Origin of the sequence: Sorangium sp. So ce394, from assembly GCF_051474665.1 — a bacterium.
GTDB classification, from domain to species: Bacteria; Myxococcota_A; Polyangia; order Polyangiales; family Polyangiaceae; genus Sorangium; species Sorangium cellulosum_D.
Genome location: NZ_CP150339.1, coordinates 9,103,747 through 9,118,460, shown reverse-complemented (window position 1 = coordinate 9,118,460; position 14,714 = coordinate 9,103,747). Strand labels below are relative to the sequence as shown.

Annotated in this window: 10 protein-coding genes; 6 read left to right on the top strand and 4 right to left on the bottom strand. The window is 73.8% G+C overall.

All coding sequences use genetic code 11. The features are described from left to right. Nucleotides 1–184: 184 nt before the first annotated feature. Together WMF33_RS33425 and WMF33_RS33420 are read left to right on the top strand one after the other, a co-directional pair. A complete protein-coding gene (locus WMF33_RS33425) occupies nt 185–943 on the top strand; it encodes a hypothetical protein (protein ID WP_437332433.1) in 759 nt (252 codons plus the stop codon). Between the two features lie 622 nt (nt 944–1,565). Continuing rightward, nucleotides 1,566–2,081, top strand: coding sequence for a hypothetical protein (locus WMF33_RS33420; RefSeq protein ID WP_437332432.1), 516 nt, complete (start codon nt 1,566–1,568; stop codon nt 2,079–2,081). Nucleotides 2,082–2,218: 137 nt separating this feature from the next. Here the strand turns inward: WMF33_RS33420 and WMF33_RS33415 are convergent, their stop codons facing one another. Genes WMF33_RS33415 through WMF33_RS33405 form a run of 3 tightly spaced genes read right to left on the bottom strand, consistent with a single transcriptional unit; the run spans nt 2,219 to nt 7,054 of the window. Next, nucleotides 2,219–4,030: a hypothetical protein gene (locus WMF33_RS33415; RefSeq protein ID WP_437332431.1), complete on the bottom strand. Its 1,812-nt coding sequence runs from the start codon at nt 4,028–4,030 to the stop codon at nt 2,219–2,221. A 1-nt stretch (nt 4,031) separates the two neighbouring features. Then, the gene (locus tag WMF33_RS33410) at nt 4,032–5,309 is read right to left on the bottom strand and encodes a tetratricopeptide repeat protein (protein ID WP_437332430.1); all 1,278 of its coding nucleotides are present in this window, start codon (nt 5,307–5,309) and stop codon (nt 4,032–4,034) included. Between the two features lie 5 nt (nt 5,310–5,314). Then, nucleotides 5,315–7,054: a protein kinase domain-containing protein gene (locus tag WMF33_RS33405; protein WP_437332429.1), complete on the bottom strand. Its 1,740-nt coding sequence runs from the start codon at nt 7,052–7,054 to the stop codon at nt 5,315–5,317. A 372-nt stretch (nt 7,055–7,426) separates the two neighbouring features. Here WMF33_RS33405 and WMF33_RS33400 point away from each other — a divergent pair, with 372 nt between their 5' ends. The 4 genes from WMF33_RS33400 (at nt 7,427) to WMF33_RS33385 (ending at nt 13,985) form a co-directional block, all read left to right on the top strand. Continuing rightward, entirely contained in the window at nt 7,427–8,362 is a 936-nt protein-coding gene (locus tag WMF33_RS33400) for an ATP-binding cassette domain-containing protein (protein ID WP_437332428.1), read from the top strand. Further along, nucleotides 8,362–9,414 carry an ABC transporter permease gene (locus WMF33_RS33395; RefSeq protein ID WP_437332427.1) on the top strand — a complete coding sequence of 351 codons (1,053 nt, stop codon included), beginning with the start codon at nt 8,362–8,364 and terminating at the stop codon, nt 9,412–9,414. The genes WMF33_RS33400 and WMF33_RS33395 overlap by 1 nt, the downstream gene beginning before the upstream one ends. Before the next feature lie 193 nt (nt 9,415–9,607). Further along, entirely contained in the window at nt 9,608–12,322 is a 2,715-nt protein-coding gene (locus WMF33_RS33390; protein WP_437332426.1) for a hypothetical protein, read from the top strand. A 304-nt stretch (nt 12,323–12,626) separates the two neighbouring features. After that, nucleotides 12,627–13,985, top strand: coding sequence for an LLM class flavin-dependent oxidoreductase (locus WMF33_RS33385; protein WP_437332425.1), 1,359 nt, complete (start codon nt 12,627–12,629; stop codon nt 13,983–13,985). Between the two features lie 163 nt (nt 13,986–14,148). On the opposite strand, the gene WMF33_RS33380 is transcribed toward WMF33_RS33385, so the two are convergent. Further along, complete coding sequence (locus tag WMF33_RS33380; RefSeq protein ID WP_437332424.1) at nt 14,149–14,517, bottom strand: VOC family protein; 369 nt, start codon at nt 14,515–14,517, stop codon at nt 14,149–14,151. Between the last annotated feature and the right edge of the window lie 197 nt (nt 14,518–14,714).

The window sequence follows — 14,714 nt, the reverse complement described above, 5'->3', positions numbered from 1 at the left end:
TGTCCTCGGCGCGCACGAGCGCTGAGCGCTCCGGCGCTGTTGCGAGGAGGTGCGCTCTCCAGTGCAGCGAAAAACTTGTATCAAGAGCGGAGGAGTCCACGTAAATTGGTGGATGCTGTCTGCGCCCTGTGCTCGGACGACACGGAGGGCAGGCGGGGTGGAGCGTATGGGAAGCACGAAATCCATGTCCGGTGATGCGGATAAGCGATCCTCGAGCGGCGATGCTGCGCCGGACGGCGCGGCGGCCGGGCCGCGGGACGAGAACTCGGTGGTGATCTCTTTGAGCGCGCTGCTCGCGGTGGAGGCCGCCGCCGCGAAGCCAGCGGGCGCGCGGGGCGATCAGGGGCCAAAGGGCTCCGGGATGGTGGATATCCAGGGGCTGGCCGCCGGCGATGATCAGCAGCGCAGCAGCTATCTGGATCTCTTCCCGTTCGGCGGGCCGGAGCAGCCGGCGTTCAGGCCACCCGATCTCACGCCGGTGCCCTCCGAGGTCCCCGTCGATCTGCGTCCGCCGCGCGCGCGGCGGGCGGCGGGCGCGCGGTATGGGGTCATGGGCCTCGCGGGCGCCGCGGTCGTGGCGAGCGCGGTGTGGCTCGGCGCCCCGCGCGAGGCGCTGCGCGCGGCCGCGCAGCCCGGGGTGCGCTCCGCGGCGAGCGCGGCGCTCTCGCGCCTGCCGAAGGTGGAGGCGAAGGCCCAGGCCGAGCGCGAGGCGGCGACCTCGCCGAAGCGCGGCGACAAGGCGAACGAGCGCACCGCGCGCGGCGCGAAGGCCCGGCCCGCTGCCCCGGGAGGCGCGGGCAAGGCGGCGGCGAGGCGCGCCGAGAGCAGCGGACCGGCCGGCGGCGGCGCCGCCCCGCCGAGCCAGGGCGGCGCGCGCGCGGCGAGCGATCCCTGCAAGGGCGATCTCGACTGCGCCATGCGGCGCGCGACGGGCGGCTCGTAGCGCCGCGCGCCCCCGAGGCGCCCGCGAACTCCCTGCTTCGTGGGAGCTCAAAGCGCTTCGTCGGAGCGCAAAGCAAGCTGCCGAGGCGTCGCGCCGACGCTCTGGAGCGCGCGGCTCAGCCCGGCTGAGCCGCGCGGTCGTCCAGAAGCCGCACCGCTTGCATCAACAGGGCTGACTCCCCCGTCCGCTCGCCTGTAGGGCGATGTCGCACGGGCGAGCTCTACCGCCTCATGTCGTCGCCTGAGCCGCTGAGCCCGCCTCCGCTCGTGGTGCGTCTCGCCGCGGTCCCGGAGAGCAGGTTATCCGCGCAGCGCGCTCGATCCCGCGCATCGCGTCCGTGGTAAGGTCTGCTCCTGCTTCACAAATTCACTGATGTTTGATCGCGCACACGCCATGGCGGGCGCGTCTCGCGGAGGCGCGTGCCCTCCGAAAGGCCGCCAGGTGGCGCCCCCAGGGCGCAGGTGTGAGCACGCAGCGGATACCATCGCGTAAATTTCTGGTGTAGGAACAGAACCCGGCGCCAACGGCGGCGCTGAAGTGCACAGGAAGGGCTGCCGGGCGGCGTCGCCCGACGCGTCCTTCCCCATGAGCAGCGCAACTCTTCTTGTCGGAGGATTCAGGGATGAAAGCTCTCAACTTTGCGGCGATCCTGGTCAGCGTGTGTGCGATGGCGGCCTGTACGGTCACCGACGGCAGCGGCGACGGCGGCGAGGGCGGCACCGGCGGCGAGGGCGGCGCGGGGACCACCACGACGACCACCACGTCGGGGACCGGCGGTGAAGGCGGTACGGGCGGCGAGGGCGGCGCCGGTGTGTGCGCCGAGGAGGCCGCGGACGACTGTCAGACCTGCTGCGATACGGAGCTCCCGGACGAGAGCGCGCTCATCACGGGTTACATCTTCTCTCAGTGTGGCTGTGCGGCGGATTCGCCGTGCGCCGACGTGTGCGACACGACCGATGCCACGACCGACTCCTGCTCCGACGAAGGTGGCATGACGGACGTGACGAACCCCGACTGCGTGATGTGTCTGAACGAGCTCGAGGCGGACGCTCCCTGCTACGAGGCCGCCGCCACGGACTGCGAGGGGGATGAGGACTGCAGCCCGTATTTCGAGTGCCTGAGCTCCTGCAGCGAGTGAGATCTCGCGAACGCTGAGCGAGCGCCGCGCGCCAGAGATCCTGGGGCGACCGGCGCTGGCCGGGCAGGACAGGCGACCACCCGTGGGTCGCCTGTCCTGTTTTTGTCGGCGCGCGGTCGAGCCAGCCGCCGGGGACCTTACCGCGAGAGCCGGACCAGCAGGACGTCGGCCGCGCGCGCCTGCGCCGCGGCGCCGTCGAGGTCCACGCTCCCCTCGACGGTCCCCGCGAGCAGGACGTGGCCGCGGTCCACGAGCGCCGCGACGCCCGCCGCGGACCGGCTCCCGCCGCGCTCCCCGGCGCCGGGGCCGAGCCGCTTGCTCCACACGTGACGCCCCTCGGCGTCGAGCCGCGCCACGACGATGTCGCCGCCGCGGCCGGCGCCGTCGAGCGGCCCGCCACCGAGATCGGTCGGCCCCTCGACGGTGCCGGCGAGGACGAGCCCGCCGTCCGCCTCGAGCGCGAGGTGCGGCGGCTGCTCCGCCGCGTAGGCCCGGCTGAAGCGGTGCTCCCGCGCGGCCCCGAGCTCGACCACGAACGCCGAGAACCCGTCCGAGAACAGCGCGCTGCCGCCGCCGAGGCTGAGCAGCCCCTCGAACGTCCCGCTCAGCGCGATCTCGCCGCCCGGCCCGATCGCGATGTCGCCCCCGCGCTGGCGGCGGCCGTCGCCGAAGGACCGCGACGCGACGTGCTCGCCGCCCTCGTCGAGCTTGGCCAGGAAGAGGTCGCTCATCCCCGCGGACGAGAGGTGGGGCGCCCCCTCGCCGAAGTGGAGGTCGCCCTCGAAGGTCCCCGTCAGGAGCACGTCCCCGTACGCGTCCACGGCGACGCCCGTCGGCTCCTGCGTCCCCGGCCCGTCGAAGACCCGCTCCCAGAGCTGCTCACCCTCGGGGCTGTACCGGGTCACCTCGACGTCGCTCCCGCCGTGCCCGAGGAGCGCCGACGCGACCACGACGTCGCCCGCCGCCGACATCGCGACGTCCTGCGGCTTGCCCGAGAGCAACTCGCTCCAGCGCACCAGCCCGCCGTCGGCGTCCAGCTTGATCACGAACCCTTGCAGCGGGTCCGCGGTGAGCTCGGCGTCCATCATGCCCTCGAGCTCGCCCACGATCGCGACATTGCCCTCGGCGTCCACCGCGAGCGCCCGCAGCGTGCCTCGCCCCTCGCCGACGAGCCGCCGCACCCACGCGACCGCGCCGTCCGCCTCGATCCGCGCCACGAAGATGTCCCGATCGGCGCCGGTCGGCATCGGGCCGGCGCCGAGATCGAGGGAGCCCTCGAACTCGCCGCCCAGGATCGCGAAGTCCCGGCCCGCCGCGAGCGCGCGCGCCCACTGGTGGCCGGAGCCGCCGAGGAGCGCGCCGAGGACCCCGCCGGGGATCACCGCGCCGCAGTCGCCTCCGCCGCTGCAGTCCTCGTCGGCCGGGGTGGCGCAGTCCTCGGCGCGCGGCGTGATCTCGCCGGTGCACGCGCCCCACCGGCCGTCGCTCCCGCACGTCCGCTGGCCGGCGCTGCACGCGCCGACGCCGAGGGTCCCCGGCGGGCCGCCGTACGGGCACGCCTCGACCGCACCCGGGGCGCAGGCGCAGACGCCGCCGGCCGCGGGGCCGCCTGCGCCGCCGTCTGCCTCGTCGACCGCGCCGTCGCAGTCGTCGTCGGCCGCGTTGCCGCAGCGCTCCGGCGCGGGGGTCACCTCGCCCTCGCAGGGGCCGTAGCCGTCGCCGGCGGCGTTGCACCGCCGGAGGCCGGTCCGGCAGGCGCCGACCCCCTCGGTCGCCGGCGGACCGGTGTAGCAGGCGACGGCCGAGAGCGGCTCGCAGCGCTCCTCCACGAGGATGCCGTCCTCGAGCTCGAGCAGCGCGTTACAGCCGGCGCAGCCGTGCGCCAGGAGGGCCGCGAGCGCCCCGCGCGAGAGCCGTCCGACGATCGGGATCGAGCCGCGCGCGCGCATGTCAGTAGCTCCCGCCCACGACGAGCGAGAACGCCCCGGGGCCGGCCGTGGCCGCCGCCGCGGCGCGGCGCGCGGACGGGGCGGCGGCCTTCGGCGGGGCGGTCCAGAAGAGCAGGCCGGCCGCGAGCAGCGCGGCGGTGCCGGCCGAGAAGGCGATCGTCGAGGCGGTGCCGGCCGCCTGCGCGTCCTCGCGCAGCGCGACCCCGGCGGCGTCGCAGCGGCTCCGCGCGTCGCAGTGGCCCCGGTTCGAGGCGTCCCGGCGGGCGATGGCCTCGAGGCCGAACGCGGCGCCGAGGCCGAGCCCCACGAGGCCGGCGCCGCCGCTCGCGAGCGCGATCACCCGCTGCGCGCGCCCGCCGCCGTCGCCGTCGCTGCGGCCGGCGCTCGCCAGGAGGCGAGGCGCCTGCCCGCCGGGGCCGGGCAGCGCCGCGGAGGGCGCGCGCGGGGGCGGCTCGTGCTCCAGGGGGGGCACGTGGACGAGCTCGCGCGCGCCGTCGGGCGGGACGGCGCGCACGGTGGACCAGCGCCTCCTGCCGGGCGCGCGCGCCTCGACCGTGTGCGTTCCCGGATCGACCGGGAGCGCCCGTCCCCACTGCGCGGGCGGGATCAGCACGCCGTCGCGCCGGATCTCCAGGCCGGGCGCGGCGGTGTCCGCGGGCACGTCGATGGTGATGCGCGAGAGCCGCGGCTCGAGCGCGGCCGCGATCGCGGCCGCGCGCGCGGCGCGGGGGTCGCCCGCGCTCCTCGCGACGGCCGCGGCCTCGCTGAAGACGTTCCAGGCGCCCGCGGTCCTGCCCGCGCGGGCGAGGCACTCGCCGAGCCGCAGGAGGAGGTTGATCGCCGTCGGATCGAGGGTCCTGCCCTGCTCGAGCACGGCGCAGGCCTCCGCGACGCGCCCGGCATCGAGCAGCTGCCTCGCTGCCTGATACAGCGCGAGCACCTGCTCCTTGTGCGCCCCGAGCTGACCCGGGTTGGGCTGACCCGGGTTGAGGTGCGCCGAGCCGGACGAACCCGGGTTGGGCTGACCCGGGTTGAGCTGACCCGGGTTGGGGTGGCTCAAGCCGGACGAACCCGGGTTGAGCTGACCCGGGTTGAGCTGACCCGGGTTGAGGTGCGAGCCGGACGAACCCAGGTTGAGCTGACCCGGGTTGGGGTGCCCCATGCCGGGCGCGGCGGCCGTGCCGCTCGCCGGCGAGAGGAGCAACGACAGCGCCGCGAGGGCACAGGCGAGCTCGCGCGGACGCGAGCAGCTGAGCTTCGGGAGAGCTCCTCGGCACATGGCGATCACCAGGGGCTGTCCTGCGTGCCTGCCGACGGCGGGGCTTCCGCGCCGCGGCCGGGCGCCGCCACGGGGATCGGCGCGCCGGCCGCGGTACCCGGACCGGACGCCGGCACCGGAGCCGCCTGCTCCGCGGCCGCCGTCCCCGCCGCCCCCGCGGCGGCGACGGCGCTCGCCGCCGGCGAGCGCGCCTCGGTCGGCCCAGTCCGCCGCGATGTCCCATCGCGCCCTGCCGAGGGCGCATCCCCGGAAGCCCCCGGCGGCTCCTGTCGCTCGGACCGCCCCTGCGGCGCCGGGCCCACCCACGCCCCGGCCACGAGCGCCGTGCGCGCGGCCGCCCGCGGCGGTCTCCCTGCGCCCGCCCGCGCGTGCGGCGCGCCTCTCGCCGGCGCGACGGCGCCGGCCCCGCCGCACACGTCCGGGAGCATCGCTCCGACGTCGGCCTCGGGCGCGCCGCACGCCGCGCCGTCGCCGCCGTGCAGCGCGCCGTCGCCGGCGGTGCGGGGCGCGAGGAGCGACCCGTCCGCCGCGGTGGTCCCCAGGGGCCCTGCGGCGAGCCCCTGCGGCACCCCGGCGAGCCCCTGCGGCACCCCGGCGAGGTGCTGCGCGCTGGCGCCGTCGGACCACGCGACCCCCGTCGAGCGCGGCCACCCGGGCGGCGCGACGGTCGCGGCCAGCGCGGCGCTCGCGGAGAAGGCGCCGGCCGCGAGCCAAGCCCGCCTCGGGCGGCGGACCCCGGATCCCGGCGCCTCCGACGGCCGGATGGCGGTCGTGGGCGGCCGGACGGCGGACGTGGGCGGCCCCTCGTCCAGCCACGTGTACGTCGGCTGGCTCCGGTGGACCGCCGTGGGCAGCGTCGCGTCGGGCGGCCCGCGCAGCGCGAACGGCGAGAGCGCGGCGGCGAGCTCGCGGGCCGAGGCTGGACGGCGGGCCCGGTTCTTCTCGAGGCAGCCCATCACGATCTCCTCGAACCCCTCGGGCAGCTCGGCGCACGCGCTCCGCAGCGGCCGGGGCGCCTGCTCCGACACGACGAGCACGAGCTGCTCCAGCGTCTCCGCGCCGAACGGCAGCGCGCCGCTCACGAGCTGGTAGAGCACCACCCCGAGCGCCCACAGGTCGGCGCGCAGGTCCACGTCCTTGGGCGTGAGCATCTGCTCGGGCGCCATGTAACGGCGCGAGCCCATGACCGACCGCGCCGTCGTCATCTCGAGCCCGTCCTCCTCGGGCCTCGCGCACGTGAACTTCGCGACCCCGAAGTCGAGCACCTTGACGAGCGGCGTGCCGTCGGTCCGGTACGTCAGGAACAGGTTCGCGGGCTTCAGGTCCCGGTGCACCATCCCGAGCGCGTGCGCCTCCATGAGCGCGACGCAGGCCTGACGGACGTACTCGGCCGCCTCGTCCACCGGCAGCCGCCCGCGGCGCTCCACGATCGAGCGGAGATCGTTGCCCGAGAGGTGCTCCATCACGATGTACGGCACCGGCAGCGCGACCCCCGCCCTCGGCGCGAGCGCGCCCAGGTCGTAGACCCGCGGCACGTGCTCGGTCTTCAGCCGGAACATCCCGCGCGCCTCGCGCTGGAACCGCCTCAGCAGCGCCGCGTTCCCGCAGTGCTCCGCCCGCATGAACTTGATGGCCACGAGCTCGCCCAACGACAGGTGCCGCGCCGCGACGACGGCCCCCATCCCACCGATCCCGAGCAGCCGCTCGACCCGGTAGCGGTCCGCGATGACCTCGCCGCAGTGCACGGGCACCACTCCCTCTTCATCGCTCACCACGCGCCCCCCCACTCCGTCGCTCTGAGATTGCAGACCGGCCAGCCACGATCTCGGACCGGATGGTTCCTTGCAGGGCCACGCTCGTCGCGCTTGCCGCAGGCTCTGGTGAGATTCGATTCTCCGGAGAGGCAATGCGTCGCGTCGGCTGTCGAATTTTCCGGCGCTCCTGTGGGCGCGTGCGGGCGCGCTCCGTGCGCCGCGGGCGATCTGGAGCGCGGCTCCGCCCGGCACGCGCCGCCCGCGCGGTCCGCGCCGTCCGCGCGGTCCGCGCGGTCCGCGTCGTCTGCGTATGATTGCAGCGCGGCGGTTCCTTTTCGGCGCTCGTCGCGATACATGCGTTCCGTGTCCGCTCCTCCCGCCCTGGTCTGCCGCGGTCTGGTCAAGCGTTACGGCGACGTCGTGGCCGTGAACGGGCTCGACCTCGAGGTGCGGCGCGGCGAGTGCTTCGGCCTGCTCGGCCCGAACGGCGCGGGCAAGACGACCACGGTGGAGATCCTCGAGGGGCTGACCCGGGCCGACGCCGGCGACGTCGAGGTGCTCGGGGAGCGCTGGACGGGCGACGGCATCGCGCTGCGCCAGCGCCTCGGCATCCAGCTCCAGGAGACGCGCTTCCCGGACAAGCTCCGGGTCCGCGAGGTGATCGCGCTGTTCCGCAGCTTCTACCCGCGCGGGCTCGACCCGGAGGAGGCGCTGCGCCGCGTGTCCTTGCAGGAGAAGGCGGGCGCGTTCGTCCGCGGGCTGTCGGGCGGGCAGAAGCAGCGGCTGTCGCTCGCCTGCGCGCTCGCGGGCGACCCGGAGGTGCTCTTCCTCGACGAGCCGAGCACCGGCCTCGATCCGGCGTCGCGCCGTGAGATCTGGGACATCGTCGAGGACCTGAAGGCGCGCGGCCGCACGATCCTCCTGACCACGCACTACATGGAGGAAGCCGCGCGCCTCTGCGATCGGGTCGCGATCGTCGACCGCGGGCGGCTGCTCTCGCTCGGCACGCCGGCGGCGCTCGTCGCCTCGCTGGGCGCCGAGCACGTCGTGGAGATCGAGGTGGACGGCGCGCTCGACGAGGAGGAGCTCCGGGGCCTGCCCGGCGTGGAGGCCGTGCGCTCGGCGCAGGGGGCGCTCCGGCTCACGGTGGGCGACGTGGCGCGCGTGCTCCCGCCGCTGCTCGCGCTCTGCGCCGCGCGCGGCGCCGCGCCGAGGCGGCTCGCGACGCACCACGCGAGCCTGGAGGACGTGTTCATGGCGCTCGCCGGGCGGAAGCTCGCGAGCGAGGAGGCGGCGTGATGGCAAGGGGACTCCGCTCCCTGCGCGGCTCGCCGCTCGCGCTCCTCATCCGGGCGCGGGTGGTGGAGTTCCTGCGCGAGCCCGAGGCGATCTTCTGGATGCTCGTGTTCCCGATCCTGCTCTCGTCGGCGCTGGCCGTCGCGTTCGGCGGCCGGGCCGAAGGGCCGCTGCCGGTGAGCGTCGAGGCGGGCGCCGGGGCCGAGGCGCGGCGCGCCGCGCTGGAGGCCTCGGGGCAGGTCGCCCCCCGGGTGGTCCCGCGGGAGCAGGCGCAGCGGGAGCTCCGGACCGGCAAGGTCGCGCTGGTCGTGCTGGACACCGACCCGCCCACGTACTGGTTCGATCCGACGCGGCCGGAGAGCCGCGCCGCCCGGCTCGAGGTCGACGAGGCGCTCCAGCGCGCGGCGGGGCGCGCGGACGCGTTCCGCCCGGCCGCGCTCGAGATGACCGAGCGGGGCTCGCGCTACATCGACTTCCTCGTGCCCGGCCTGCTCGGCATGAACGTGATGTCGACCGGGATGTGGGCGATCGGCTTCTCGATCGTGCAGCAGCGCATCGGCAAGCTCCTCAAGCTGTTCGTCGCGGCGCCGATGAAGCGCTGGCAGCTCCTGGTCGCGCACCTCGGGGCGCGGCTCGTGTTCCTGGCGATCGAGGTCGTCGCCCTGCTCCTGTTCGCGGTCCTCGCCCTCGGCGTGCCGATCGCCGGCTCGCTCGCCGCGCTCGCGTTGGTCATCGTGGTCGGCGCGCTGTCGTTCGTCGGGCTCGGCCTGCTCGTCGCGGCGCGCCCGCGGACGCTCGAGGGCGTCTCGGGCCTGACCAACCTGGCGATGTTCCCGATGTGGATCTTCTCCGGCGTCTTCTTCTCGACCGAGCGCTTCCCGGCGGCGATGCAGCCGTTCATCCAGGCGCTGCCCCTCACGGCGCTGAACGACGCGCTCCGCGGCGTGATGCTCGAGGCCGCGCCCCTCGCCGCGCTCGCGCCCGAGCTCGCCCTGCTGGCCGGCTGGGGCGTCGTCTGCTTCGCGCTCGCCCTCAAGCTCTTCCGCTGGCAGTAGCCCCCGCGCGGCGGCCAGCGGAGCAGCGGGGCGGTTCGCCGGCACCTCCATCGCATCATGCTCCTCGGACCCGGCCAGCCCACCGGGCCACGGCGCGCGATGTTGTAAAATATTTTAATTTCTATAATTTGAGACAATGCTGCCATCACGCTCTTTGCGCCTCCTTCTGGCTGTGAGCTCCAGTGTTACAGCCATGCTCCTGGTTGCCCCTCTCCCCGCGGCGGCGGCCACCTCGTTCACGACGTTCGAATCGGGCCAGGTCCGCCCCCTGGCTCTCTCTGCGAACGGCAAGCTGCTCTTCGCGGCGAACACCCCCGACAACCGGCTGGAGATCTTCCGCGTCCAGGCCGATCGTCTGCGGCTCGAGGCGTCCGTGCCCGTGGGCCTCGAGCCTGTCGCCGTGGCTGCCCGGGGCGACGACGAAGTCTGGGTCGTGAACCACCTGTCCGACAGCGTGAGCGTCGTCGATGTTCGAGACGCCAAAAGGGCGCGCGTCGTCCGCACGCTGCTCGTGGGTGACGAGCCGCGCGACATCGTGTTTGCCGGACCGAAGCGCGCGCGGGCCTTCATCACCACGGCCCACCGCGGGCAGAACATCCCCTTCGATCCGCAGATCACGACGCCCGGCGTGGGGCGCGCGGACGTGTGGGTGTTCGACGCCAGACAGCTCGGGACCTCGCTCGGCGGCACGCCGCTCTCCATCGTGACGCTCTTCAGCGACACGCCGCGCGCGCTCGCGGTGACGCCGGACGGCAGCCGGGTCTACGCCGCCGCCTTCCACTCGGGGAACCGCACGACCTCCATCGACGAGAGCCTCGTGCCGAACGGCGGGGAGGCCGCGGGCGGATTGCCCTGGCCCAACACGAATTTCGAAGGCGTTCCGCAGCCCGAGGTCGGGCTGATCGTCAAGTTCGACGGGGCCCGCTGGGTCGACGAGCTGGGTCGCCCCTGGGACGACATGGTGCGCTTCTCGTTGCCCGATAAGGACGTCTTCGTCATCGACGCGACCGCCAACCCGCCGCGTCAGGTGGACGGGCCAGGCGGCTTCTTCACGGGGGTGGGGACCGTCCTCTTCAACATGGTCGTGAACCCGGTGAGCGGGAAGGTCTATGTGTCCAACACCGACGCCCGAAACGAGCAGCGCTTCGAGGGGCCGGGCCTCTTCGCTGGCCACAGCGTGCGAGGCCACCTGCACGAGAGCCGGATCACCGTCCTCGGCCCAGACGGCGTCGTCCCGAGGCACCTCAACAAGCACATCGATTACAGCAGCTGCTGCGCGCCGGTACCGAACGAAGAGAGCGAGAAGAGCCTGGCGCAGCCGGCGGAGATGGCCGTGACGAGGGACGGCGCGACCCTGTATGTCGCGGCGCTCGGCTCGGACAAGATCGGCATCTTCGACACCGCGAGGCTCGAGGACGGTACGTTCGTGCCCAGCGCGGCGAACCAGATCCGCGTCCCTGGAGGCGGCCCGACCGGCCTCGTCCTCGACGAAGGCAGGCGGCGACTCTATGTGCTCACGCGCTTCGACAACGCGATCTCGGTCATCGATACGCGGACCCGCCGTGAGGTCGCGCACGTGCCGATGCACAACCCGGAGCCTCCGAGCGTCGTCCGGGGACGCCGCTTCCTCTATGACGCGTCGCTGAGCTCGAGCCACGGCGACTCGTCGTGCGCGAGCTGCCACATCTTCGGCGACTTCGACAGCCTCGCGTGGGACCTCGGAAACCCGGACGGCTCCGTGCTGGACAACCCGGGGCCGTTCTGTACCGAGCTCTTCGGCCTGGATCCCAGCCTCCATCCGATGAAGGGGCCGATGACGACCCAGAGCCTGCGCGGCATGGCGAACCACGGGCCGATGCACTGGCGCGGCGACCGCACGGGCGGCCATGATGAGCCCACCTCCCAGCCGGACAGCGGGGTGTTCGACGAGCGGGCGGCGTTCAAGAAATTCCGTGGAGCGTTCGTCGATCTGCTGGGGCGAGACCAGACGATCTCGGAAGAGGACATGGAGGACTTCACGGACTTCATCCTCCAGATCACCTATCCGCCCAACCCCATCCGCGCGCTCGACGACGCGCTCACGCCCGATCAGCTCGCGGGGCGCGCCTTCTTCGGGGGGCCCGTCTCGAGCATCCTCGGCGCCTCGTGCATCGGGTGCCACGTCGTCGACCCCGACGCCAACCCGGACGACCCCGCGCCGGGCTTCTTCGGCAGCGACGGCGGCTCGGCCAACGCCAACGAGTCCCAGGTCTTCAAGGTCCCGCACCTGCGCAATCAGTACCAGAAGGTCGGGATGTTCGGCATGGCGGCGTCGTTCGTGTTCCCGTTCGGCGGCTCGAACGCGCACATGGGCGACCAGGTCCGCGGCTTCGGCTTCCTCCACGACGGCGCCGTCGATACGCTCTTCCGCTTCAATTCGTTCTCCGATTTCGTCCAGACCCCGGAGAACCCCGGCGGCTTCGCCGTCGGCCCCGAGGGGGACCTCCTGAAGCACCAGGTGGCGGCGTACATGCTGGCGCTGGAGTCGAACCTGAAGCCCATCGTGGGCCAGCAGATCACGCTCATGTCGTCGAACGCCGCGGCGGCCGGCCCGCGCATCGATCTGCTCGTGGCGCGCGCCGACGCCGGCGATTGCGATCTCGTCGTCAAGGGCCGGTCGCACGGCGCCGAGCTGGGCTTTCTGTACCTCGGGAATGGTTGGTTCGACCCCGACCGCGTGCGCGAGCCGTGGCGATCGGACGCCGAGCTCCGCCTGCTCCCCACGGGGCGCGGCGGCGAGCTGACGTATACCTGTGTGCCGCCCGGGTCGGGCGAGCGTATCGGCATCGATCGCGACGGCGATGGCTTCCGCGACGGCGACGAGCGGGACGCGGGCAGCGACCCCGCCGACCCGAATCGGGTCCCGTGATGGGGGTGGCCGCGGCGTGACAGGCCGCGCGGGGGCGTCTGCGAGCACCCCGCCGGGAGGACGACCGCCGAGCGGCGGGCTGGCCGCGGCCGGGTGTTGCCCTGACAGCAATGGTTCCGCAGCGTGGGCCGTCCAGTGCTGCTCTCGCAGCACAGCTTCGTTGCAGGGGAGGGGAAGTGCCTTGCTCCCGGCCGGTGTGCCCGTGGCTCCGCCTCCGGGCACGACGCTTGCGGTGCGCGGCGCGGCTGCGGCGCGGCCGCGCCGCGGTCCGCGCGCGCGCCCACGCGCGGACGCGAGGACATCCATGAGCGACCATCAACGAAAGATCCGTCTGGGCGCCTTCTTGCCCGGCGCAGGGCACCACGTGGCCGCCTGGCGGCACCCGGGCGCGCAGGCGGACGGGGGCATCAACTTCGCGCATTACAAGCGCGTCACGCAGACCGCGGAGCGGGCCAAGTTCGACGCCGTGTTCCTCGCGGACGGGCTCGCGCTGCAGAACCGGCCGGGGGCGCAGGGCCGCACCGCCTACGGGGCCAGCTTCGAGCCGGTCACGCTGTTCTCGGCGCTCGCGGCGGTCACCGAGCGCATCGGCTTCATCGCCACGGCGTCCACCACGTACGAGGAGCCCTACCTCCTGGCCCGCAAGTTCGCCTCGCTGGACCACCTCAGCCAGGGGCGGGCCGGGTGGAACGTCGTCACCACCGGCGGGGGCGAGGCGGCCGGGAACTTCGGGCTCGACGCCCACCCCGACCACGCGCAGCGGTACGTCCGGGCGCGGGAGTTCGTCGACGTGGTCACCGGCCTCTGGGACAGCTGGGAAGACGACGCCTTCCTCCGCGACAAGGCGTCGGGGGTCTACTACGACCCGGAGAAGCTGCACGCGCTCGATCACAAGGGGAAGTTCTTCTCCGTCCGCGGGCCGCTCAACATCCCGCGCCCGCCCCAGGGGCACCCGGTGATCGTGCAGGCGGGATCCTCGGAGGCGGGCAGGGAGCTCGCGGCGGAGACGGCCGAGGTGATCTTCACCGCGCAGCAGACGCTGGAGGACGCGCAGGCGTTCTACGCCGACGTCAAGGGGCGGATGGCCAAGTACGGGCGCCACCCCGACCAGCTGAAGATCATGCCGGGGGTGTTCCCCGTGGTCGCCCGGACCGAGTCGGAGGCCCGGGCGAAGTACCAGGAGCTGCAGGACCTCATCTTGCCGGAGGTCGGCCTGTCGCTGCTCTCGGGGCTGTCGGGCGGGATCGATCTGTCCGGGTATCCGGTGGACGGCCCGCTGCCCGACCTGCCGGAGACCAACAACAACAAGAGCCGGCAGGCGCTGATGTTCGACATCGCCCGCAAGCGCAACTTCACCATCCGGGAGCTTTACCTCTGGGTGGCTGGCGCGCGCGGGCACTGGACGATCGTGGGCTCGGTGGAGCAGATCGCCGACCAGCTGGAGGCGTGGTTCACGCAGGGCGGCGCCGACGGGTTCAACGTGATGCCGCCGTGGCTCCCGGGCGGGCTGGACGACTTCGTCGATCTGGTGATCCCGGAGCTGCGGCGGCGGGGGTTGTTCCGCACGGAGTACGAGGGCCGCACGCTGCGCGAGAACCTCGGGCTGGCCCGGCCGGCGAACCGCCACGCGAGCAAGGCCGGGTCGCGGGCGTCGGCGGCCTGAAGGCGCGCCCTCGCGGAGCAGGGCGCCTGGCTTCGGCGGAGCTGCGGGCGGCGGGGGGCGGCGCCGATTCACGCGCTGGCGGCCGCGTTCGACGGGAAGGCGGTGCGGGCGGCGCGCGTCCCCGGGGCGGTCGCGCCGTGAAGCTCGGGCTGCGCGGCGCGCCTCAGCCGCCGTCGATGATCTCGATGCGGTTCCCGAACGGATCGTCCGTGTGGAACCGCCGCACCTCGGGCAGCTCGTCGCTCCAGCGCACGGCGTGGCCCGCGGCCTCGAGCGCGGCTGCGACGTCGTCGATGCCCTTCACGACGAGGCCCGGGTGCGCCTTGCGCGCCGGCGTGAAGTCGTGCTCCGCGCCGAGGTGGACCGCCACGGCGCCTGCGCGGAACCAGGCGCCGCCGCGCGACGCGAGGGGCTCGGGCTTGGGGACGTGCTCCATCCCGAGCACGTCCCGGTAGAACGCCACGGCGCGCGATTCCTGTCCGGGCGGCATCGCGAGCTGCACGTGATCGATGCAGACGAACGTGAACGGCATAGGCCAAGTATACAAGAAAGCAGGGCAGATCGCGAGCGGCGTCGGGCGCCACATGCGCTGATCGACGCGCCGTCCGGCGGATGGTTATCGCAGGATTCGCGCGAATCCATGCGTCGTTTGCCGCCTCTCTCGACCGCTCCGCCGCGATTGACGAGCTGACTGTGTCATCCAACGTAGTCGGGGCTGGTCAGCTGTGT